The 17,212-nt window shown below is 71.8% G+C and carries 19 protein-coding genes and 1 pseudogene; 6 read left to right on the plus strand and 14 right to left on the minus strand.

Annotated features, from left to right (window positions below; translation table 11 throughout):
• The first annotated feature begins 10 nt into the window (after positions 1 to 10).
• Together ABZW17_RS09980 and ABZW17_RS09985 are read left to right on the plus strand one after the other, a co-directional pair.
• Positions 11 to 520 carry a sigma-70 family RNA polymerase sigma factor gene (locus tag ABZW17_RS09980; RefSeq protein ID WP_354812039.1) on the plus strand — a complete coding sequence of 170 codons (510 nt, stop codon included), beginning with the start codon at positions 11 to 13 and terminating at the stop codon, positions 518 to 520.
• Positions 517 to 945, plus strand: a complete 429-nt coding sequence (locus ABZW17_RS09985) for a zf-HC2 domain-containing protein (RefSeq protein WP_354811622.1) — start codon at positions 517 to 519, stop codon at positions 943 to 945. The genes ABZW17_RS09980 and ABZW17_RS09985 overlap by 4 nt, the downstream gene beginning before the upstream one ends.
• Before the next feature lie 4 nt (positions 946 to 949).
• Here ABZW17_RS09985 and ABZW17_RS09990 read toward each other — a convergent pair whose 3' ends face one another.
• A complete protein-coding gene (locus tag ABZW17_RS09990; RefSeq protein WP_354811624.1) occupies positions 950 to 2,164 on the minus strand; it encodes a crosslink repair DNA glycosylase YcaQ family protein in 1,215 nt (404 codons plus the stop codon).
• Positions 2,165 to 2,223: 59 nt separating this feature from the next.
• Here ABZW17_RS09990 and ABZW17_RS09995 point away from each other — a divergent pair, with 59 nt between their 5' ends.
• On the plus strand, positions 2,224 to 2,781 hold the full coding sequence (locus tag ABZW17_RS09995; RefSeq protein ID WP_354811626.1) for a GNAT family N-acetyltransferase: 558 nt from the start codon (positions 2,224 to 2,226) through the stop codon (positions 2,779 to 2,781).
• Positions 2,782 to 2,847: 66 nt separating this feature from the next.
• Here the strand turns inward: ABZW17_RS09995 and ABZW17_RS10000 are convergent.
• Positions 2,848 to 3,309, minus strand: a pseudogene (locus tag ABZW17_RS10000) (GtrA family protein); the annotation flags it as partial.
• An 87-nt stretch (positions 3,310 to 3,396) separates the two neighbouring features.
• On the opposite strand from ABZW17_RS10000, the gene ABZW17_RS10005 reads away from it, so the two are divergent.
• Positions 3,397 to 3,915 carry a hypothetical protein gene (locus ABZW17_RS10005; RefSeq protein ID WP_285993535.1) on the plus strand — a complete coding sequence of 173 codons (519 nt, stop codon included), beginning with the start codon at positions 3,397 to 3,399 and terminating at the stop codon, positions 3,913 to 3,915.
• Positions 3,916 to 3,961: 46 nt separating this feature from the next.
• Here ABZW17_RS10005 and ABZW17_RS10010 read toward each other — a convergent pair whose 3' ends face one another.
• Both ABZW17_RS10010 and ABZW17_RS10015 read right to left on the minus strand, forming a co-directional pair.
• Complete coding sequence (locus ABZW17_RS10010; RefSeq protein WP_354811628.1) at positions 3,962 to 4,714, minus strand: hypothetical protein; 753 nt, start codon at positions 4,712 to 4,714, stop codon at positions 3,962 to 3,964.
• Positions 4,711 to 5,562: a LysR substrate-binding domain-containing protein gene (locus ABZW17_RS10015; protein ID WP_354811630.1), complete on the minus strand. Its 852-nt coding sequence runs from the start codon at positions 5,560 to 5,562 to the stop codon at positions 4,711 to 4,713. The genes ABZW17_RS10010 and ABZW17_RS10015 overlap by 4 nt, the downstream gene beginning before the upstream one ends.
• Positions 5,563 to 5,632: 70 nt before the next feature.
• Here ABZW17_RS10015 and ABZW17_RS10020 point away from each other — a divergent pair, with 70 nt between their 5' ends.
• A complete protein-coding gene (locus ABZW17_RS10020; protein WP_354811632.1) occupies positions 5,633 to 6,580 on the plus strand; it encodes a 4,5-dihydroxyphthalate decarboxylase in 948 nt (315 codons plus the stop codon).
• Here ABZW17_RS10020 and ABZW17_RS10025 read toward each other — a convergent pair.
• The 9 genes from ABZW17_RS10025 to truB form a co-directional block, all read right to left on the minus strand.
• Positions 6,566 to 7,024, minus strand: coding sequence for a tetratricopeptide repeat protein (locus ABZW17_RS10025; RefSeq protein ID WP_354811634.1), 459 nt, complete (start codon positions 7,022 to 7,024; stop codon positions 6,566 to 6,568). The genes ABZW17_RS10020 and ABZW17_RS10025 overlap by 15 nt on opposite strands.
• Positions 7,021 to 7,761: a 4-hydroxy-tetrahydrodipicolinate reductase gene (gene dapB, locus ABZW17_RS10030; RefSeq protein WP_354811636.1), complete on the minus strand. Its 741-nt coding sequence runs from the start codon at positions 7,759 to 7,761 to the stop codon at positions 7,021 to 7,023. The genes ABZW17_RS10025 and dapB overlap by 4 nt, the downstream gene beginning before the upstream one ends.
• Complete coding sequence (locus tag ABZW17_RS10035) at positions 7,758 to 9,122, minus strand: pitrilysin family protein (RefSeq protein WP_354811638.1); 1,365 nt, start codon at positions 9,120 to 9,122, stop codon at positions 7,758 to 7,760. Before ABZW17_RS10035 ends, dapB begins: the two co-directional genes overlap by 4 nt.
• Before the next feature lie 126 nt (positions 9,123 to 9,248).
• Positions 9,249 to 11,504 (minus strand): polyribonucleotide nucleotidyltransferase, encoded by a 2,256-nt coding sequence (locus ABZW17_RS10040; RefSeq protein WP_354811640.1) that lies wholly within the window; start codon positions 11,502 to 11,504, stop codon positions 9,249 to 9,251.
• A 234-nt stretch (positions 11,505 to 11,738) separates the two neighbouring features.
• Complete coding sequence (rpsO, locus tag ABZW17_RS10045; RefSeq protein WP_003084034.1) at positions 11,739 to 12,008, minus strand: 30S ribosomal protein S15; 270 nt, start codon at positions 12,006 to 12,008, stop codon at positions 11,739 to 11,741.
• 131 nt (positions 12,009 to 12,139) lie between these two features.
• Complete coding sequence (thpR, locus tag ABZW17_RS10050) at positions 12,140 to 12,643, minus strand: RNA 2',3'-cyclic phosphodiesterase (RefSeq protein WP_354811643.1); 504 nt, start codon at positions 12,641 to 12,643, stop codon at positions 12,140 to 12,142.
• Entirely contained in the window at positions 12,643 to 13,116 is a 474-nt protein-coding gene (locus ABZW17_RS10055; RefSeq protein ID WP_003084028.1) for a helix-turn-helix transcriptional regulator, read from the minus strand. Before ABZW17_RS10055 ends, thpR begins: the two co-directional genes overlap by 1 nt.
• A gap of 55 nt (positions 13,117 to 13,171) precedes the next feature.
• The gene (locus ABZW17_RS10060) at positions 13,172 to 14,179 is read right to left on the minus strand and encodes a bifunctional riboflavin kinase/FAD synthetase (protein WP_354811645.1); all 1,008 of its coding nucleotides are present in this window, start codon (positions 14,177 to 14,179) and stop codon (positions 13,172 to 13,174) included.
• Positions 14,180 to 14,206: 27 nt separating this feature from the next.
• A complete protein-coding gene (gene truB, locus ABZW17_RS10065; RefSeq protein ID WP_354811647.1) occupies positions 14,207 to 15,112 on the minus strand; it encodes a tRNA pseudouridine(55) synthase TruB in 906 nt (301 codons plus the stop codon).
• Between the two features lie 115 nt (positions 15,113 to 15,227).
• Between truB and ABZW17_RS10070 the strand changes: the two genes are divergently transcribed.
• The gene (locus ABZW17_RS10070; RefSeq protein WP_354811649.1) at positions 15,228 to 15,608 is read left to right on the plus strand and encodes a VOC family protein; all 381 of its coding nucleotides are present in this window, start codon (positions 15,228 to 15,230) and stop codon (positions 15,606 to 15,608) included.
• Here the strand turns inward: ABZW17_RS10070 and ABZW17_RS10075 are convergent, their stop codons facing one another.
• The gene (locus ABZW17_RS10075) at positions 15,609 to 16,931 is read right to left on the minus strand and encodes an MFS transporter (protein ID WP_354811651.1); all 1,323 of its coding nucleotides are present in this window, start codon (positions 16,929 to 16,931) and stop codon (positions 15,609 to 15,611) included.
• Between the last annotated feature and the right edge of the window lie 281 nt (positions 16,932 to 17,212).

Raw genomic sequence — 17,212 nt, forward strand, 5'->3', positions numbered from 1 at the left:
TGGGTGCGCCATCAACGAGACGCACACGGCGCTGCTGCAGGCGCTGCACGACCAGCACGCCCCGGCGCTGTGGCGGTACGCCCTGCGCCTGACCGGCGACGACCAGCTCGCGCAGGACGTCGTCCAGGAATCGTTGCTGCGGCTGTGGAACAGCCCGGCGATCCTGGAGCAGGGCGAGCCGGCGTCGCGCGCGTGGCTGTTCACGGTGGCGCGCAACGTGGTGATCGACGAGCGCCGCAGCGCGCGCTCGCGCCGGGAGGTGGGTTCGCCATCGGTGCCGGAGCAGTCCCGCACGGACCCGATCGACTCGGCGCTGGACGCGTGGGTGATCACGGATGTGCTGACGCAGCTGACACCGGAGCACCGGACGGTGATCGTCCGCGCGTACTACATGGGGCAGTCGGTGGCGGAGCTGGCCGAGGAGCTGGAGGTACCGGAGGGAACGGTGCGATCAAGGCTCTTCTACGGCCTGCGCGCGCTGCGGCTGGCGTTGCAGGAGAGGGGGTTGACGCGGCGTTGAGCGATCCGTACCGCGATTGGGACGCGGCGTACGTGCTTGGCGCGTTGTCCCCTGGGGAACGCCGGGAGTACGAGGGGCACCTGGGGTCCTGCGTGCCGTGCGCGGCGGCGGTGGCTTCGTTCGCGGGGATGCCGGGGATTCTTTCGGTGGTGCCGCGGGAGACTTCGGTGGAGCTGCTGGGGCCGGTTTCGCCGCGGGTCTCGCTGGTGCCGGGGTTGGTGCGAGCGGTCCGGGCCTCGCGGCGCCGCGGGCGGGCGCGCGTGGCGGCGGCGGTGGCGGGGGCGGCGCTGGCCGGGGCGGTGGCGGGGTCGCGGTTCATCGGGCAGCCGTGTTCGCCGGATCCGCGGATCGACCGGACCACCCTGGCCCCGGAGCCGAGAGCGGGCCTCGACCCGGCCACGTTCCCGCCCGCCGGCAAGCCGTGAGGCGTCAGCGGACCAGCTTCCCCAGCGGCCTCGCCAGGTCGCCCCGCTCCCCCACCGCCACACCCGACAGCCCCAGCCACTCCGCCATGTGCCGCAGCTCTGCCGCCAGCTCCGGCAGGACCCGGGCCACGTCCACTCCCTCCTCCGCGAACGCCCCCTGGACCCGCAGGACCCCCGCCGCGCGGTCGGACTTCAGGTCCACCCTCGCCACCAGTGAGCCGTCGAGGAGGAACGGGAACACGTAGTACCCGTACACCCGCTTCGGCTCCGGGACGTAGATCTCGATCCGGTAGTGGAAGCCGAACAGCCGCTCCGTCCGGGCGCGCTCCCAGATCAGCGGGTCGAACGGGCACAGCAACGCCCGGCCCGTGACCGCCCGGGGTGTCCGGGCCGACGCATGGCGGTACGCGACCTGCTTCCAGCCCCGGACCGCCACCGGCTCCAGCTCGCCCGACTCCACCAGCTCCGCCACCGCCTGGCGGGCCGGGGCCGGGCCGAGGCGGTAGTAGTCGCGCAGGTCCGTCTCCGTCGCCACGCCCAATGCCTGCGCCGATCGCGAGATCAAACCCCGCGCGCCCTCCTCCGCGGTCACCGTCCGGGACAGGATCTCCGGGGGGACGACCCGCTCGGTCAGGTCGTAGAGCCGCTCGAACGATCGCCGCGTGCCCGTTGTCAGCTGGCCGATGCCGAACAGGTACTCGCAGACGCGCTTGACCTCCGACCGCTCCCACCACGAGCCCGGGCCGCGGCGCTGGGCGTCCGCCTCCACCGCGCGCTCGATGCCGCCCGCGCCGATCGGGCCCAGCTCCTTCACCACCGACAGGATCTCGTCCACCAGGCCCGGGGACTTCTCGATCAACGGCCCGTAGTGCCGCCACCAGCCGTCGCGCTTGGCGCCCGAGCGGATCAGGGGCCAGTCCTCGACCGGGAGCAGGCTCGCCTCGTGCGCCCACGTCTCCACCAGCATCCGCGGCCGTCGCGCGGAGTTCGCCCACGCTGCCGCGTCGAGCAGCACCGGGTCGTACGCGCCCAGGCGGGAGAACACCGGCATGTAGTGCGCCCGGACCGCCACGTTCACCGAGTCCAGCTGCAGCAGCCGGACTCTCGACAGCACCCGTTTCAGGTGCTGCCGCGAAGGCTCGCCGGACGGACGCGGGTCGGTGAAGCCCTGTGCGGCCAGGAACGTCTTCCGGGCCGTCGAGACGCTGATCGTTTGCATGGTGAGCTCATGGTGCCACCCACCACCGACAAAAACCGCGACCGCTAAGTTCACCACCTATGAGCGACGCCGCCGTCCGTCCCGCCGACCTCTCCGACGCCGCGGAGATCGCCCGCATCCAGCGCGAAACCTGGCACGCCGCCTACGAGGACCTCCTCGGCAAGCAGGCCCTCGCCCAGCTCGACGCCACCGACCTGGCCGGCACCTGGACCGAGGCCATCGACTACCCCGGCAGCCAGGTCCACGTCGCCACCGAGGGCGAGTTCACCGTCGGGTTCTGCGTCGCCGGCCGCGCGCCCGAAGACGAGGTCGCCCAGGCCGACGGGAGCCTGCCCGAAGACGCGGACACGACCGGGCTGATCGCCACCCTGCTCGTCGAGCCGCGGTGGGGCCGCCGCGGGCACGCCGGGCGGCTACTCGCGACGGCCGCCGCGGGCCTGCGGGCCGACGGCGCCACCCGCGGCATCGCCTGGGTCGCCCAGGGCGACCACGCCACCCTCGGTTTCTACCGGCGGGCCGGCTGGAACCCCGACGGCACCGTCCGCACCCTCGACACCGGCGACCGGACGGTCCGCGAGGTCCGGCTCACCGGCACCCTCGACCTCGAGCTCGCCTGAGTCCCGGAAGATCACCCACCGCATCACGGCGTACATGAACACGCCTTCGCACGCGCCCGCCAGCACCCGCGAGACGTGGTATTCGACGCCCAGCGCCGTCAGCCCCGCGCCCACACCCAGCAGGAACGCCGCGTAGTTGACGGCAATCGCCAAGATGTAAAGGACGAGCTGGCTTCCGACGGCGGCGTGGGAATGGAAGTTGAACGTCCGGTTCAGCACGAAGCTCAGCCCGAACGCGCAGACGTACGCCAGCGTGATCGCCAGCCACACCGGCCAGCCGAGCACGCCGTGGAAGACGGTCAGCAGCCCGAGGTCGACGCCGAAGGTGAACCCGTTGATGAGGCAGAAGCCGAGAAACGTCGGCGCCACGATCCGCGACAACCCCAGTGGCAGGAAGCGCACGACGGTCCGGCAGAGGGCGCCGAATCGGTCAGCGGGCGTACGGGGTTGCTCGGCGGCCACCCCGCCAGTGTTCCGGCGGGAGGTGACGGGAAGCGGTCCGGCAGGTGATCTTCTGGTGCGGACCACCCGCCGAACAGGGGGGTTAACCCCCGTGCGCGGAGATCTCGAACTGATAACGTGGAAGAACGCGAGAGCTTTTCAGGAGGTGACACGATGAGCTGGATCCTGCTGACGCTGGGCGTCGCGTTCGGTTCGGCCATCGTGCCGCTGATCAACGCCGAAGTGTTCTTGCTGGGGTTGTGCGCGAGCCAGCCGGGGCTGCACTGGCTGTGGCTCGGGGCGGCGGTGGCGGTCGGGCAGATCGCCGGCAAGACGCTGTACTACCTGGCCGCCCGCGGGACGATCAAGCTGCCGAAGCCGCTGCACGACCGGCTGCACCGCGAGCGCCCGATGACGCCCCGGCGGGTGCGCTGGCAGCTGCGGACCAAGCGGATCCGCGGGTGGGTCGAGCGGCTGCGCGAGCGCTGCCACCGGCACCCGCACTGGATGGCCGGGACGTACGGGGTGAGCTCCCTGGTGGGACTGCCGCCGTTCATGGCGACGAGCGTGCTGGCCGGCCTGGTGCGGATGCGGCTCGCGACCTTCCTGACCACGGGGCTGGCCGGAAGGTGGATCCGGTTCAGTTTGATAGCGGCTTCACCGGCGGTGTTCGCGGGCTGGCTGCACCACTGAGGTCAGATCGAAGCCGGTTTCATGCGGGCGATGCCACGAAACACGCTCATTTCCCGAACGAACGACGACGGTCAGCAAATTGCCACACCCCCGTTCCGGCGACCGCCACCACGAAAGCCCACCCGCCGATCGGCTCCGCGAACACCGCCACCAGAAAACAGAACGCCGAAAACCCGCCGAGCCCGCGCAGCACGCCCCGCATGGTCGCCGCGGCCGCTCGCGATCCGCCCTGCGCCAGGGCGAACACCGCCACCACGCTCGTCCCGGTCGGGAAGGGGGCCAGCACGCCCGTCAGGTCCGGGCCGAGGCGACCGGCCGCCGCCGTCAACGCGACCACGAGCCCGGCCGTCGCGAGGGCTCGGGCGGGCAGGTCCCACCACGGGACCGTCACCGGCCCGGTCTCCCCCGGGTCGGGCAGCACGCGCGTGCCCGCCCAGGCCGCCGCCCACGCCAGCCCGAGCGCCGCCCACACCGGCACCGGCGCGAACGACGACGCCAGGTCCAGGGCCAGGCACACCAGCCAGCCGAGCAGCACCGTGCCGACCCACCCGCGAGCCCGGGAGACCCGCGCGAAGACCACCGCGAACGCGGCCAGCGACACCAGTCCCAGCAGCGACGCCGACGCGGCCCGGGCGACGAACGCCGAGCCGTGCTCCAGATAGGTGATCAGCAGGATCGGCCCGGCGACGACGGGCATCGCGACCAAGAGCCCCGTCAGGCCGGGCCCCCAGCGCCGTCCGGCGAGCGACGAGCCGACCACCAGCAGCGGCGCCAGGACGAGCTTCAGCAGCAGCGTCACCGGCCGGCCTCCGCGGCGATCCGCACGAAACTGCGCACCAGCGGACTGCTCGCCGTCTTCGGCCAGGCCGCCACGAGCTCGCTCGGCGGGCGGTCCGAGGCCGGAACCACGCACAACCCCGGCGGCAACGGCTGGTCGGCCGGGGCGAGGGCCGCGGTGCCGTTCCACAGCACCGCCTGCAGGCACTCCTGGACCGTCCGCATGACCGGGGCGTCCGCCTCGGCCGGGCCGCCGGTCCAGTAGGCCCTCCAGCGCGGGTCGGTGCCGTCCGGGAGGCGGACCCAGCGGCGGCCGGCCAGCTCCGCCGTCGACACCTCGGCCCGGGCGGCCAGGGGGTCGTCCTCGCGCAGCACCACGCCCACGCGGACCCGGCGCAGCACGTGGACACCGATCCCCGCGGTGTCGAACGGCGTGCGGGTCAGGGCCACGTCGACCAGCCCGGTGCGCAGGCCGGCCGTCGGGTCGGCGAGGTCCGTTTCGTGCACCCGCACATCGATGTGCGGGTGCTGCTCGCGAAACCGCGCGACCAGCCGCGTGCCGACCTGCTCGGCGGCGTCCGCCAGGGTGCCGACCGTCAGGGTCGCCGCGCCCGCCGCCGCGGTCACGCGGTCGCGGATGCGGCCGGCCTGGGCCAGCAGCGCGACGGCCTCGTCGTACAACGCCGCGCCCGCGTCGGTGAGCGTGACACCCTTCGGGGTCCGCTCGAACAGGGTCGCGCCCAGCTCGTCTTCCAGGCCGCGCACCGCGCGGCTCAGCGGCGGCTGCGCCATGTGCAGCCGGTCCGCCGCGCGGCCGACGTGCCGTTCCTCGGCGACCGCGACGAAGTACCGGAGCACCCGCAAGTCCATACCCCCACGGTATCGAGTTGCCGCAACCGGTCTTGGACGCCCCGGTCCGCGCGCGCCGATGATCGGAACCATGCGTATCGGAACCTTCACCTACGACACGACCCGGGACCTGTCCGGCGCGGAAACCGCCCCCACGCTGCCGGAAATCTTCGAACGGGCGATCCGCGGCGAATTCGACGTGGCCGAGCTCGGCCTCACGTTCTACCTGCGGCTGCTGGAAGAAGGCACGCCGTTGGTCGCGCTGCCGATCTTCCCCAACCGCGTCTTCCGGCACTCGTGCGTCTTCGTCAACACGCGTTCGGGGATCACCGGTCCGGGCGACCTCACCGGCCGGACCATCGGCGAGTTCGGCACCTACGGGCAGGACTCGGGCGTCTGGGCCAAGGGGATCCTGATGGACGAGCACGGGTTCCGGCCCGAGGCGAACCGCTGGGTGATCGGCGGCCTCGAACACCCCGCCGAGCCCTTCGGCTTCATCCCGCACCCGCACCCCGGCGCCGTCGACGTCACCACGGCCGGGGCCGGCGAGACGCTGAACGACCTGCTCGCCACCGGCGAGATCGACGCGCTGTTCTCCGCGAACGTCCCGCAGTGCGTGCTCGACGGCTCTCCGGACGTCGGCCGGCTCTTCCCGGACTTCGTCGCGCGGGAACGCGACTACCACCGCCGCACCGGGATCTTCCCGATCATGCACACCGTCGTCGTCCGGAAGGACCTGTTGCGGGACGACCCCGGCCTGGCCCGCCGCGTCTACACGATGTTCGAGACCGCGAAGGACGCCGCCGCCGAGCGCTACCGCCGCGGCCGGCGGCTCTACCAGGTGCAGACCATGCTGCCGTGGGCGAACGCGCTGGTCGACGAGACTCTGGCCGGGTTCGGCGAGGACTGGTGGCCCTACGGCATTTCGGCCAACCGCACCACGCTCGACACCTACCTGCGGTACCACCACGAACAGGGCCTGTCCTCGCGGCGGTGGCGGATCGAGGAGGTGTTCGCGCCGGAGCTACTCGGCACGTGAGCGGCCGGCGGCTTCGAGCTCGATCGCCTTCCGCATCGTCTCGCGCGCCCGACGCCGGTCACCGGCGATGTCGTAGGCGTACGCGAGCTTGTACCAGGCCCGCCAGTTGTCCTGGTCGGCCTCGACCTCCGCGCGGCGCTGCTCGAACCACGCGTCGGCCGCGTCGCGGTCCACCCGGCCCGAAGGCCGGCGCGGCAGGTCGGAGACGTCCGGGAGCGCGCCCTCGGCGTCCAGGCGCCGGGACAGGCGCTGGACCTGCAGGCCGTTGCGCCAGGTCACCACGACGACCCAGATGCCCAGGACCGGCAACAGCAGCACGCCCGCACCCAGCGCGATGCCGACGCCGGTGCCCGTCTTGAACAGGGCGAACGCCCGGTCGGCGAGCAGGAACAGGTAGACGACCAGGGCGGCCGTCAGCAGCAGCGCGACGTTGCGGGCCCTCACAGGTCGAGGACGTTCTCCAGGCCGACCGTCAGGCCGGGGCGCTTCAGCACTTCGCGCACGCCGAGCAGCACACCCGGCATGAAGGACGTCCGGTCGAGGGAATCGTGGCGGATGGTCAGGGTCTCCCCTTCGCCGCCGAACAGGATCTCCTCGTGCGCGACCAGGCCCGGCAGGCGGACCGAATGCACGCGGACCTCCTCGACCGAGGCACCGCGGGCGCCGTCCAGCTCCGCCGTCGTCGCGTCCGGACCCGGCGTCACGGCGGCCTCCGCGCGGGCGCCGGCGATCATCCGGGCGGTGTGCGCGGCGGTGCCCGAAGGCGCGTCGATCTTGCGGTTGTGGTGCAGCTCGATGATCTCGGCCGAGGCGTAGAACTTCGCCGCCTGGGCCGCGAACCGCATCGCCAGAACCGCGCCGAGGGCGAAGTTCGGCGCGATCAGCACGCCCAGCTCCGGCTTCGGCTCCAGGAGCGCGCGCAGCTCGGCCAAGCGGGACTCGCTGAAGCCGGTGGTGCCGACGACCGCGTGGATGTCGTGCTCGACCAGGTACCGCAGGTTGCCCATGACGGCGTCGGGGTGGGTGAAGTCGACGACGACCTGCGCGTCGGCGAGCGGCGCGAAGTCGTCGCCCGAGTCCAGCGCCGCCACGAGCTTCAGGTCCGAAGCGCCTTCGACGGCGTTCACCACCGTGGCACCCATCCGGCCGCGCGCACCGAGCACACCGACGTTGATGGTCATGAAGCGATCACCTCGTGCAGGTCGTCAGGAAGGTCGTCGGCGTGAGCGTACGGCCCGACGACCGCCGCCGCCGAGACACCACCGGGCCGCGCGAACAAAGTGCGAGCGAGCGCACACACGTCCTCGGTGGTGACCGCGTCGATGCGGGCGATCGTGTCGTCGACGCCCAGGTAGCGGCCGTAGTTGAGCTCGTTCTTGCCGATCCGCGACATCCGCGACGACGTGTCCTCCAGGCCCAGCACCAGGCCGCCGCGCAGCTGGCCCTTGGCGCGGACCACCTCGGCGTCGGTCAGGCCGTCGACGCCGACCTTGTCGAGCACCTCGCGGATGACGCCGGCGACGTCGCCGAGCTTCTCCGGCTGGCAGCCCGCGTACACGGCCATGTGGCCGGTGTCGGCGTAGCTCGCGACCGACGAATACACCTGGTAGGCGAGCCCGCGCTGCTCGCGGATCTCCTGGAACAGCCGGGAGCTCATGCCGCCGCCGAGGGCCGCGTTGAGCACCGACAGGGCGAAGCGGCGGTCGTCGTGGCGCGACAGCGAGCGCAGGCCGAGCATGACGTGCGCCTGCTCGGTGTCGTCGGTGTGCAGGGCCAGCTTCGGGACGGTCTTGATCCGGGCGCGGCCTTCGCGGGGCGCCACCGGCGTCGCGGTGCCGGTCAGGCGCTCGCCCAGGGCCTTGCGGACCAGCCGCAGCACGTGGTTGTGGTCGATGTTGCCGGCCACGGACAGGACCATCCGCGGCAGCGTGTAGCGGCGCTTGTAGAAGTTCCGCAGCGCGGCCGGGGACATCTCGATGATCGACTTCTCGGTGCCGAGCACCGGGCGGCCGAGCGCGTGGTCGCCGAGGATGGCCGTCACGAACGTCTCGTGCAGCAGGTCCTCGGGGTCGTCGTCGCGCATCGAAATCTCTTCGAGGACGACGCTGCGCTCCATGTCCATGTCGCGGTCGGTGCACAGCGCGTCGAACACGACGTCGGTGACCAGGTCCACGGCCAGCGGGAGGTCGGCGTCGAGCACCTGCGCGTAGTAGCAGGTGTGCTCCTTGGCCGTGAAGGCGTTGAACTCGCCGCCGACCGCGTCGATCTCCTCGGCGATCTGCGTGGCGTCGCGGTGCTTCGTGCCCTTGAACAGCAGGTGTTCGAGGTAGTGCGCGGCACCGGCGACGGCGGCCGGCTCGTCGCGGGAGCCGATGGCGACCCACAGCCCGACCGTGGCCGAGCGCGACGCCGGGACGTGCTCGGTGATCACGCGCAGGCCGCCGGGCAGGACGCTGCGCTTGACGACCGCACCGTCCGGAGTGGACTCCAGCGTGCGGGTGGTGCCGACGGGCTGCTCGTGCCCGGAAACCTGCCGTGCCATGGGTTCCTTACTCACGATGCCGCGAAGGCCCCCTGCCGCCGGGGTCGTGAGTGGTAAGGAGGGTTAGAACCCGCTTTACCACTCACGACCGCCACCGCGGTCAGGAGGCCTTCGGCGGAACTGGTGTTACTTGGCGTCGGCCTTCTCGTCGTCGGCGGCGGAAGCCTCACCCTCGGCGGGCTTGGCGGCTTCGTCTTCCTTGACCACGATCAGGCTGATCTTGCCGCGGTTGTCGATGTCGGCGATCTCGACGCGGAGCTTGTCGCCCACGTTGACCACGTCCTCGACCTTGGCGATCCGCTTGCCGTTGCCCAGCTTCGAGATGTGCACCAGGCCGTCCTTGCCCGGCAGCAGCGAGACGAACGCGCCGAACGCGGCCGTCTTCACCACGGTGCCGAGGAAGCGCTCGCCGACCTTGGGCAGCTGCGGGTTGGCGATGGCGTTGATCAGGTCGATCGCCGCGTCGGCCGACGGGCCGTCGGACGCGCCGACGTAGATCGTGCCGTCGTCCTCGATGGAGATGTCGGCACCGGTCTGCTCGGTGATCGAGTTGATCATCTTGCCCTTCGGGCCGATGACCTCGCCGATCTTGTCCACCGGGATCTTCACGCTCGTGACGCGCGGCGAGTACGGGCTCATCTCGTCCGGGCTGTCGATCGCCTCGGCGATGACCTCCAGGATGGTGGTCCGGGCGTCCTTCGCCTGCTTCAGCGCGGCCGCGAGGACCTCCGACGGGATGCCGTCGAGCTTCGTGTCGAGCTGCAGCGCGGTGATGATGTCCTTGGTGCCGGCGACCTTGAAGTCCATGTCGCCCAGGGCGTCCTCGGCACCGAGGATGTCGGTGAGCGCCACGTACCGGGTCTCGCCGTCGACCTCGTCCGAGACCAGGCCCATCGCGATGCCCGCGACCGGCGCCTTCAGCGGCACGCCGGCGTTGTACAGGCTCATCGTGGACGCGCAGACCGAGCCCATCGAGGTCGAGCCGTTGGAGCCCAGCGCCTCGGAGACCTGGCGGATCGCGTACGGGAACTCGTCCCGCTTCGGCAGCACCGGCACCAGGGCGCGCTCGGCGAGCATGCCGTGGCCGATTTCGCGGCGCTTCGGCGAACCGACGCGGCCGGTCTCACCGGTGGAGAAGGGCGGGAAGTTGTAGTGGTGCAGGTACCGCTTCGTCGTCTCCGGGGAGAGCGAGTCGATCTGCTGCTCCATGCGCAGCATGTTCAGCGTGGTGACGCCCAGGATCTGGGTTTCGCCGCGCTCGAACAGCGCCGAGCCGTGCGCCCGCGGGATCACGGCGACCTCGGCCGCGAGCGACCGGATGTCGGTGAGGCCACGGCCGTCCATGCGGATCTTCTCCGTGAGGACGCGCTGGCGCATGATCTTCTTCGTCAGGGCCTTGAACGCCCCGCCGATCTCCTTGTCGCGGCCTTCGAAGGCCTCGCCCTCGCCCAGGCCGACCTTCTCGATGACGGCGGCCTTGACCTCGTCGGTCGCGGCGTCGCGGTCCTGCTTGCCGGCGATCTGCAGCGCGCGGGCCAGGTCGTCGGTCGCGATGGCGGCGACGGCCTCGTAGACGTCCGGCTGGTAGGCCGGGTAGACCGGGAACTCGCCGGTCGGCTTCGCGGCGGCGTCGGCCAGGCGCTGCTGCGCCTCGCACAGGACCTTGATGAACGGCTTCGCGGCCTCGAGGCCCTCGGCGACGGCGACCTCGTCCGGCGCCTTGCCGCCCGCGGCGATCAGGTCGAGCGTGTGCTCGGTGCCCTCGGCCTCGACCATCATGATGGCGACGTCGTCCCCGACGATGCGGCCGGCCACGACCATGTTGAAGGTGGCCTTCTCCAGCTGCGACCAGGTCGGGAACGCGACCCACTGGCCCTCGATCAGGGCGACGCGGACGCCGCCGACCGGGCCCGAGAACGGCAGGCCGGCGATCTGGGTCGACGCCGAGGCGGCGTTGATGGCCAGCACGTCGTACGGGTCGTCCGGGTTGAGGCTCTGGACGGTGATGACGACCTGGATCTCGTTGCGGAGACCGTCGGCGAACGACGGGCGCAGCGGCCGGTCGATCAGGCGGCAGGTCAGGATCGCGTCGGTCGACGGGCGGCCCTCGCGGCGGAAGAACGCGCCGGGGATGCGGCCCGCGGCGTACATGCGCTCTTCGACGTCGACGGTCAGGGGGAAGAAGTCGAAGTGCTCCTTCGGGTGCTTCGACGCGGTCGTCGCCGAGAGCAGCATGGTCTCTTCGTCGAGGTACGCGACCACGGCGCCGGCGGCCTGCTTGGCCAGGCGGCCCGTCTCGAAGCGGACGGTGCGGGTGCCGAACCGGCCGTTGTCGATGACGGCTTCGGTCTCGTGCACGGTGACTCCGGTGGAGTCGGTCATAGGGTGTTTCTCCTCTTTAGTTCCATCGCATCCGGCGCGAGTCTCCCACCCTGGGACCCGTTTCGCCTGAGGACGCTCGAGGAATTGAGGCCGGTCTTCGATCGAAGTCCCCGGGACGCTTCCCGGGAACCACTACCGAGGACCGGCGGACGGACCCTCGTGCGCGCTCGCGCCGTTGTTCTTTTTGGACCGAGGGGGAGCGACCGGTGACGGCCACTCCCCCTCGGGTTCGAGCTATCGGCGCAGGCCGAGGCGCTGGATCAGCGCACGGTAACGCTCGATGTCCACCTTCATCACGTAGTTCAGCAGCCGGCGGCGACGGCCGACCAGCAGCAGGAGCCCGCGACGCGAGTGGTGGTCGTGCTTGTGAGCCTTGAGGTGCTCGGTGAGGCCGACGATGCGCTTGGTGAGCAGCGCCACCTGGGCCTCGGGGGATCCGGTGTCCGAGTCGTGCACGCCGTACTCGGCCAGGATCGACTTCTTCTCTTCGGTGGACAGCGCCACTTGTGTTGCTCCTCGAAATAATCAGTGCCGTGCGGCCCCGGACGTGGATGCACGCCGGGAAGACGGTCACGGCCGCCACGGACTGCAGCCGGACCCGGTCGTTGAGGTTACCAGCCCGCTGAACTGCCTGTTCAGCCGCGGTCCAGCTCGAAGGCGCGAGCCACGGAGTACCGGGGACCACCCGGCTCGCGCTCGCTGGTCATCAGCGCCACTTCCGCGGCGCGCCACCGCCGGCTCGTGAAGCCCGCGAGGCTTTCGATCCAACGCGCGGCGAGCCCGGGTTCTTCCCGGGGGAACCGCGCGAGCGTCAGGTGGGCCCGGTAGGGCCTCGGTTCGGCGTCGGCGCCCGCGGCGTGCGCGAGGGGCGTCAGCTCCGATCCGAGGGCAGTCAACCACAGCACCCCGGGGAACGTCGCGGCCTTTTCCAGCCGGACGTCGACCGGGCCGCGGCCGGCCAGCCGCTCGCCCAGCCAGGCGGCGCGGGTCTCGACGTCGTCGGGCCCGTAGTAGGCGAGGGTGATGTGCCAGCGCTCCGGCGGCTCCCAGCGGAGGCCGTCCTGCGGGTCGCCCACGGCCCCGGCGATCGCCTCGCGGACGTCCGCAGGCGGGAGCAGCGCGCTGAACAGGACCGGCATCAGGAGCCGTTGCCCGCCCGGCGGAGCAGGTCGGCGATGGCCGGGAACTCGTCGTCGAGGCGCTTGGCGGCCTCGCCCAGGTCCTCGTCCTCGGCCAGGTCGCGCAGGTAGGCGAGGACCTTCTGGTCTTCGTTGACCACCGGGATGTTGTCGCGGCCGACGGTGGGCCGGGAGTCGCGGACGTCCTCCATCGCGGCCAGCATCGCCTCGCGGTTGCCCGCCGCGACCTCGGGCACGAGGATCTTGCGCTCGAGCATGATCATCCTGGCCAGCACCACCGGGTTGCCGATCTTCGCCCGCCGCCCGCTCATCACCTGGCTGAGCATGGGGGCGCTGATCCCGAGGACTTCGGCCAGGAACGCCTGCGAAACGTCGAACGCGACGACGAGCCGGCGCACGCGGTCGCCGAGCGGCTCCCCGTACCACTCGCGCTGCAACGCGATGTTCCGCTGGACGATCTTGTGGTCCTCCACCAGTTCCGCTCCCCTAAACCCCGTACGCACGTCCGTAGGCATCTTGCCATCGCTGTCACGTGCGTGAACGCGTAATCCCCTGTTCGTCCCCGGTCAGGGCGTCCGGGGGCAGTTCGAGTGCCTTTCTCGTCCGCACCACGTCGTCGTCGATCTGCGCCACGAGCCCGGCCGAATCGGCGAAGCGCACCTGGTCGCGCAGCCGCGTGACGAAGTCGATGGCCACGTGCTGGCCGTAGAAGTCCTCGTCGACGTCGAGGACGAATGCCTCGACGGTCCGCTCGCGCCCGGAGAACGTCGGGTTGGTGCCCACCGAGACGGCGGCGCGCAGCCGGCGCTTCGGGTCGGCCGAACGGGTGAACCACGCGCTGTAGACGCCGTCGGCGGGGACGGCGGCGAAGCGCGGCGTCGAGAGGTTCGCCGTCGGGTAGCCGAGCTCGTGGCCCCGGCCGTCGCCACGGACGACGATGCCTTCGAGGCGGTGCGGGCGGCCGAGCGCTTCGGCCGCCGCGACGACGTCACCGGCGTCGATGCACGAGCGGACGTAGGTGCTCGAGAAGGTGATGGCCGACTGGTCCTCTTCGGACAGTTCCTTGCCCTGCAGCTCGGCGCCGTACGCGGCGAACCCGAACCGGCGGCCGAGGGTGCGCAGCAGCTCGACGGTGCCGGCCGCCTTGGCGCCGAAGGTGAAGTTGTCGCCGACGATCACCGCGGCCGCGTGCAGCCGGTCGACCAGCACTTCGTGCACGAACTCCTCCGGCAGCAGCCGGGACAGCTCGAGGGTGAAGGGCAGCACGCAGAAGACGTCGATGCCGAGGCCCTCGACGATCTCGGCCTTGCGCCGCAGCGTCGTCAGCTGCGCCGGGTGGCTGCCCGGGCGCAGGACCTCCGACGGGTGCGGGTCGAACGTCAGCATGACGCTCGGCAGCCCGCGTTCGGCGGCCGCCGCCACCGTCCGGCTGATCAGCTCCTGGTGCCCGCGGTGGACACCGTCGAACACGCCGATGGTGACCACGCACCGGCCCCAGCTGCCGGGGAGATCCCCCAGTCCACGCCACCGCAGCACGTCACACTCCCGTCTCTCGAGCCCACCCTAGGCGGGCAGCAACACGACCACTGCGCGGGACACGCCCTGTTCGTCGGCGGCCAGGGCGAGCACCCGGCCGTCGGGGCCGAAGAGCCCGTAGGTGCCTTCGAGCCCGGCCGCCGGGATGCGCTGGCCGTGGCGGACGGCCTTCGCCGTCGCGGCGTCGAGGTCGCGCCGCGGGAAGGCGGCGGCGACGGCGGCGTCGAGGTCGAGGCTCAGTTCGGGTTGTTCCTCGAGCTGGTCGAGGGTCTTGGCCTTGGCGAGGGTGAAGGGGCCGACGGTGGTGCGCCGGAGGGCCTTCAGGTGGCCGCCGACGCCGAGGTCGGCACCGAGGTCCCGGGCGAGGGCGCGGACGTAGGTGCCGGAGGAGCACTCGACGACGGCGTCGACCTCGACGTGGTCGTCCTCGTGCCGGATGCCCAGGACGTCGAAGCGGTAGACGGTGACCGGGCGGGCCGGGATGACGACGTCCTCGCCGGCGCGGACGCGGGCGTAGGCGCGCTTGCCGTCGATCTTGACCGCGCTGACCGCGCTCGGGACCTGCTGGATGTCGCCGGTGAGCTTCTCGATGCCGGTGGCGATGTCCTCGTCGGTGACTTTTTCCGTCTCGGCTCGGCTCAGGACTTCGCCCTCGGCGTCGTCGGTGGTGGTGCTGCTGCCGAGGCTGAGGGTGGCCAGGTAGGTCTTGCGGTCCAGGGCCAGGTGGCCGAGCAGCTTGGTGGCGCGTTCGATGCCGAGCACGAGCACCCCGGTGGCCATGGGGTCGAGCGTCCCGGCGTGCCCGACCTTGCGCGTCCCCATGATCCGCCGGGCGCGCGCGACGACGTCGTGGGAGGTCATCCCGGCGGGCTTGTCGACGATGAGAAGACCGGGAGGCGGGGCAGGACGACGGGGCGGTTTGGGGCTCGACACGCGGCAACCCTAGCGGCCGCTTGTCGCGGATCGGACGACGGTCGGGCGGCGCGGACGGAGGCTTGCCAGGCTGCCGCAGGCCCCGGTCCGGCGGTGACTCCGGCAGACTGGGGCCATGCGGATCAACCACCAGGTCGTCACCTTCGACGCGGCCGACCTCGCCGCCGAGAGCCGCTTCTGGGCCGGGGTGCTCGGCGGCCAGGTCGACGAGGACGGTGACTGGCACATGGTGCTGGTGGACGGTGCGCCGCGGATCGGCGTGCAGCTCGCGCCGGACCACACGCCGCCGAAGTGGCCGGACGGGCCGGTGAAGCAGCAAGTGCACCTCGACCTCTGGGTCGAGGACTTCGCCGAAGCGCACGAGCACGTCATGGCGCTCGGCGCCACGGTGCTGAAGGCGGCCACGGGCAGCACGTCCGGGGACGACTTCCAGGTGTACGCCGACCCGGCCGGGCATCCCTTCTGCCTGTGCTGGCTGGTCCCCCGGCACGGGTGATCAGGCGGCGACGATCGGCGTCTCCGGCAACGCCGCGTCCCAGCGGCGGCGGGTGATGCGCACCGGCAGCTCCTCGCCGCGCGCCTCGGCCAGGAACAGGTGGGTGCGCGTCCGGCGCCACCACACCAACATCCGGAACGTGCCGAAGGCGAGCACCGCCACCAGGGCCAGCAGGGAGACGCGGAAGTTCCCGCCGGTGATCTGGAGCAGCACGCCGACCGCGAGCGCGGCGATCGTCGTCGCCACGAAGCCGCCGACGTTGACCACGCCGGTCGCCGTGCCGACGCGGCTCAGCGGGTTGTAGTCGCGGGCCAGGGCGAAGCCGATCATCGAGGCCGGGCCGCCGAGGGCCAGGAAGGCGAACGCGGGCACCAGCACCGGCAGCGGCATCCGGCCCGGCCAGCCCAGCAGCACCGCCCAGACCAGCGCCGCCCCGCCGATGTAGCCGCCGACCAGCGGCATCCGCAGCGACGGGCGTCGTCCGATCAGGCCGCCGAGCGCGGGGCCGCCGGCCATCGAGCCGAAGACGAACACCGTCAGCATCGCGCTCGCCGTGGCCTTCGACTGGCCCTGGCCCTGCACCAGCCACGGGACGCCCCACAGCAGCGTCAGGGCGTTCGGGGCGAACATCGTGCTGAAGTGGACCCAGAAACCCAGGCGCGTCCCGGGCGTCCGCCAGGCTTCGGCGACCCGGCCGGCCAGCTCGCGGGGCCGGACCTGCTCGCGGACGGGCTCCTCGGTGCCCGCCGGGACGTCGCGGACCCGGAGCGTCACGACCAGGGTGTAGAGGACGGTGACGGCGCCGACCGCGAGGAAGGTCGGGGTCCAGCCGGCGCTGTCGAGGACGAGGGCCAGCGGGACGGTCGCGGCGAGGTTGCCGATGTAGCCGACGGCGGCGGTGAACGACGTCAGCAGCGCGTACTGGCGGCCCGGGAAGTGGGCCGCGACCAGGCGCAGGACGCTGACGAAGGTGAGCGCGTCGCCCAGGCCGAGGACGCCGCGGGCGAGCAGGCCGAGGCCGTAGGAGTGGGCGAGACCGAGCAGGAGCTGGCCGGCGCCGAGGACCAGCACGGCGACGGTGAGGACGCGGCGGGGACCGTAGCGGTCGACCAGGACGCCGGTCGGGATCTGCATCGCAGCGTAGACGCCCACCTGCAGGACGGTGAAGGTGCCGAGCGCGGCCGCGCCGACGCCGAAGCGTTCGGCGGCCTGCAGCCCGGCGACCCCGAACGACGTCCGGTGGAAGACGGCGAGGAGGTAGACGGTGACGGCGGCGAGCCAGATCAGCCAGGACCGGGCGGTGGCACGGCCGGTGGCGGGCACAGGTTCCTCCAGAGGTGGGCGGTGTCGGGGCGCAGGACGCCCACGCTGCCGTCCCTACTACTTGTATCGCCTAAGCAACCACGAACCATAGCCGCGACCCGGGTGGTTTTCCCCACAGGTAACCCCCATCACCCGAGCTCAGAGGGGCACCACCCGTGCTTGCAGAGGCATCACCCGTGATTGGAGGGGCATCACGCGTGATTGGGGAGGCATCACGGTGATGCCCGCTCGATCACGCGTGCTGCCCGTCCGGACACGCGTGCTGCCCGCGGGATCACGCG

The sequence above is a fragment of the Amycolatopsis sp. NPDC004625 genome (genome assembly GCF_040609695.1).
Classification (GTDB): domain Bacteria; phylum Actinomycetota; class Actinomycetes; order Mycobacteriales; family Pseudonocardiaceae; genus Amycolatopsis.

What these genes read in the sequence shown, in the direction of transcription:
- ABZW17_RS10015 (WP_354811630.1), bottom strand. Translation starts at nt 5,562, where the DNA reads ATGGACTTGCGGGTGCTCCGGTACTTCGTCGCGGTCGCCGAGGAACGG.
- ABZW17_RS09990 (WP_354811624.1), bottom strand. Translation starts at nt 2,164, where the DNA reads ATGCAAACGATCAGCGTCTCGACGGCCCGGAAGACGTTCCTGGCCGCA.
- ABZW17_RS10070 (WP_354811649.1), top strand. Translation starts at nt 15,228, where the DNA reads ATGCGGATCAACCACCAGGTCGTCACCTTCGACGCGGCCGACCTCGCC.
- ABZW17_RS10020 (WP_354811632.1), top strand. Translation starts at nt 5,633, where the DNA reads ATGCGTATCGGAACCTTCACCTACGACACGACCCGGGACCTGTCCGGC.
- ABZW17_RS10035 (WP_354811638.1), bottom strand. Translation starts at nt 9,122, where the DNA reads ATGGCACGGCAGGTTTCCGGGCACGAGCAGCCCGTCGGCACCACCCGC.
- dapB (WP_354811636.1), bottom strand. Translation starts at nt 7,761, where the DNA reads ATGACCATCAACGTCGGTGTGCTCGGTGCGCGCGGCCGGATGGGTGCC.
- ABZW17_RS10005 (WP_285993535.1), top strand. Translation starts at nt 3,397, where the DNA reads ATGAGCTGGATCCTGCTGACGCTGGGCGTCGCGTTCGGTTCGGCCATC.
- ABZW17_RS10040 (WP_354811640.1), bottom strand. Translation starts at nt 11,504, where the DNA reads ATGACCGACTCCACCGGAGTCACCGTGCACGAGACCGAAGCCGTCATC.
- ABZW17_RS09995 (WP_354811626.1), top strand. Translation starts at nt 2,224, where the DNA reads ATGAGCGACGCCGCCGTCCGTCCCGCCGACCTCTCCGACGCCGCGGAG.
- thpR (WP_354811643.1), bottom strand. Translation starts at nt 12,643, where the DNA reads ATGCCGGTCCTGTTCAGCGCGCTGCTCCCGCCTGCGGACGTCCGCGAG.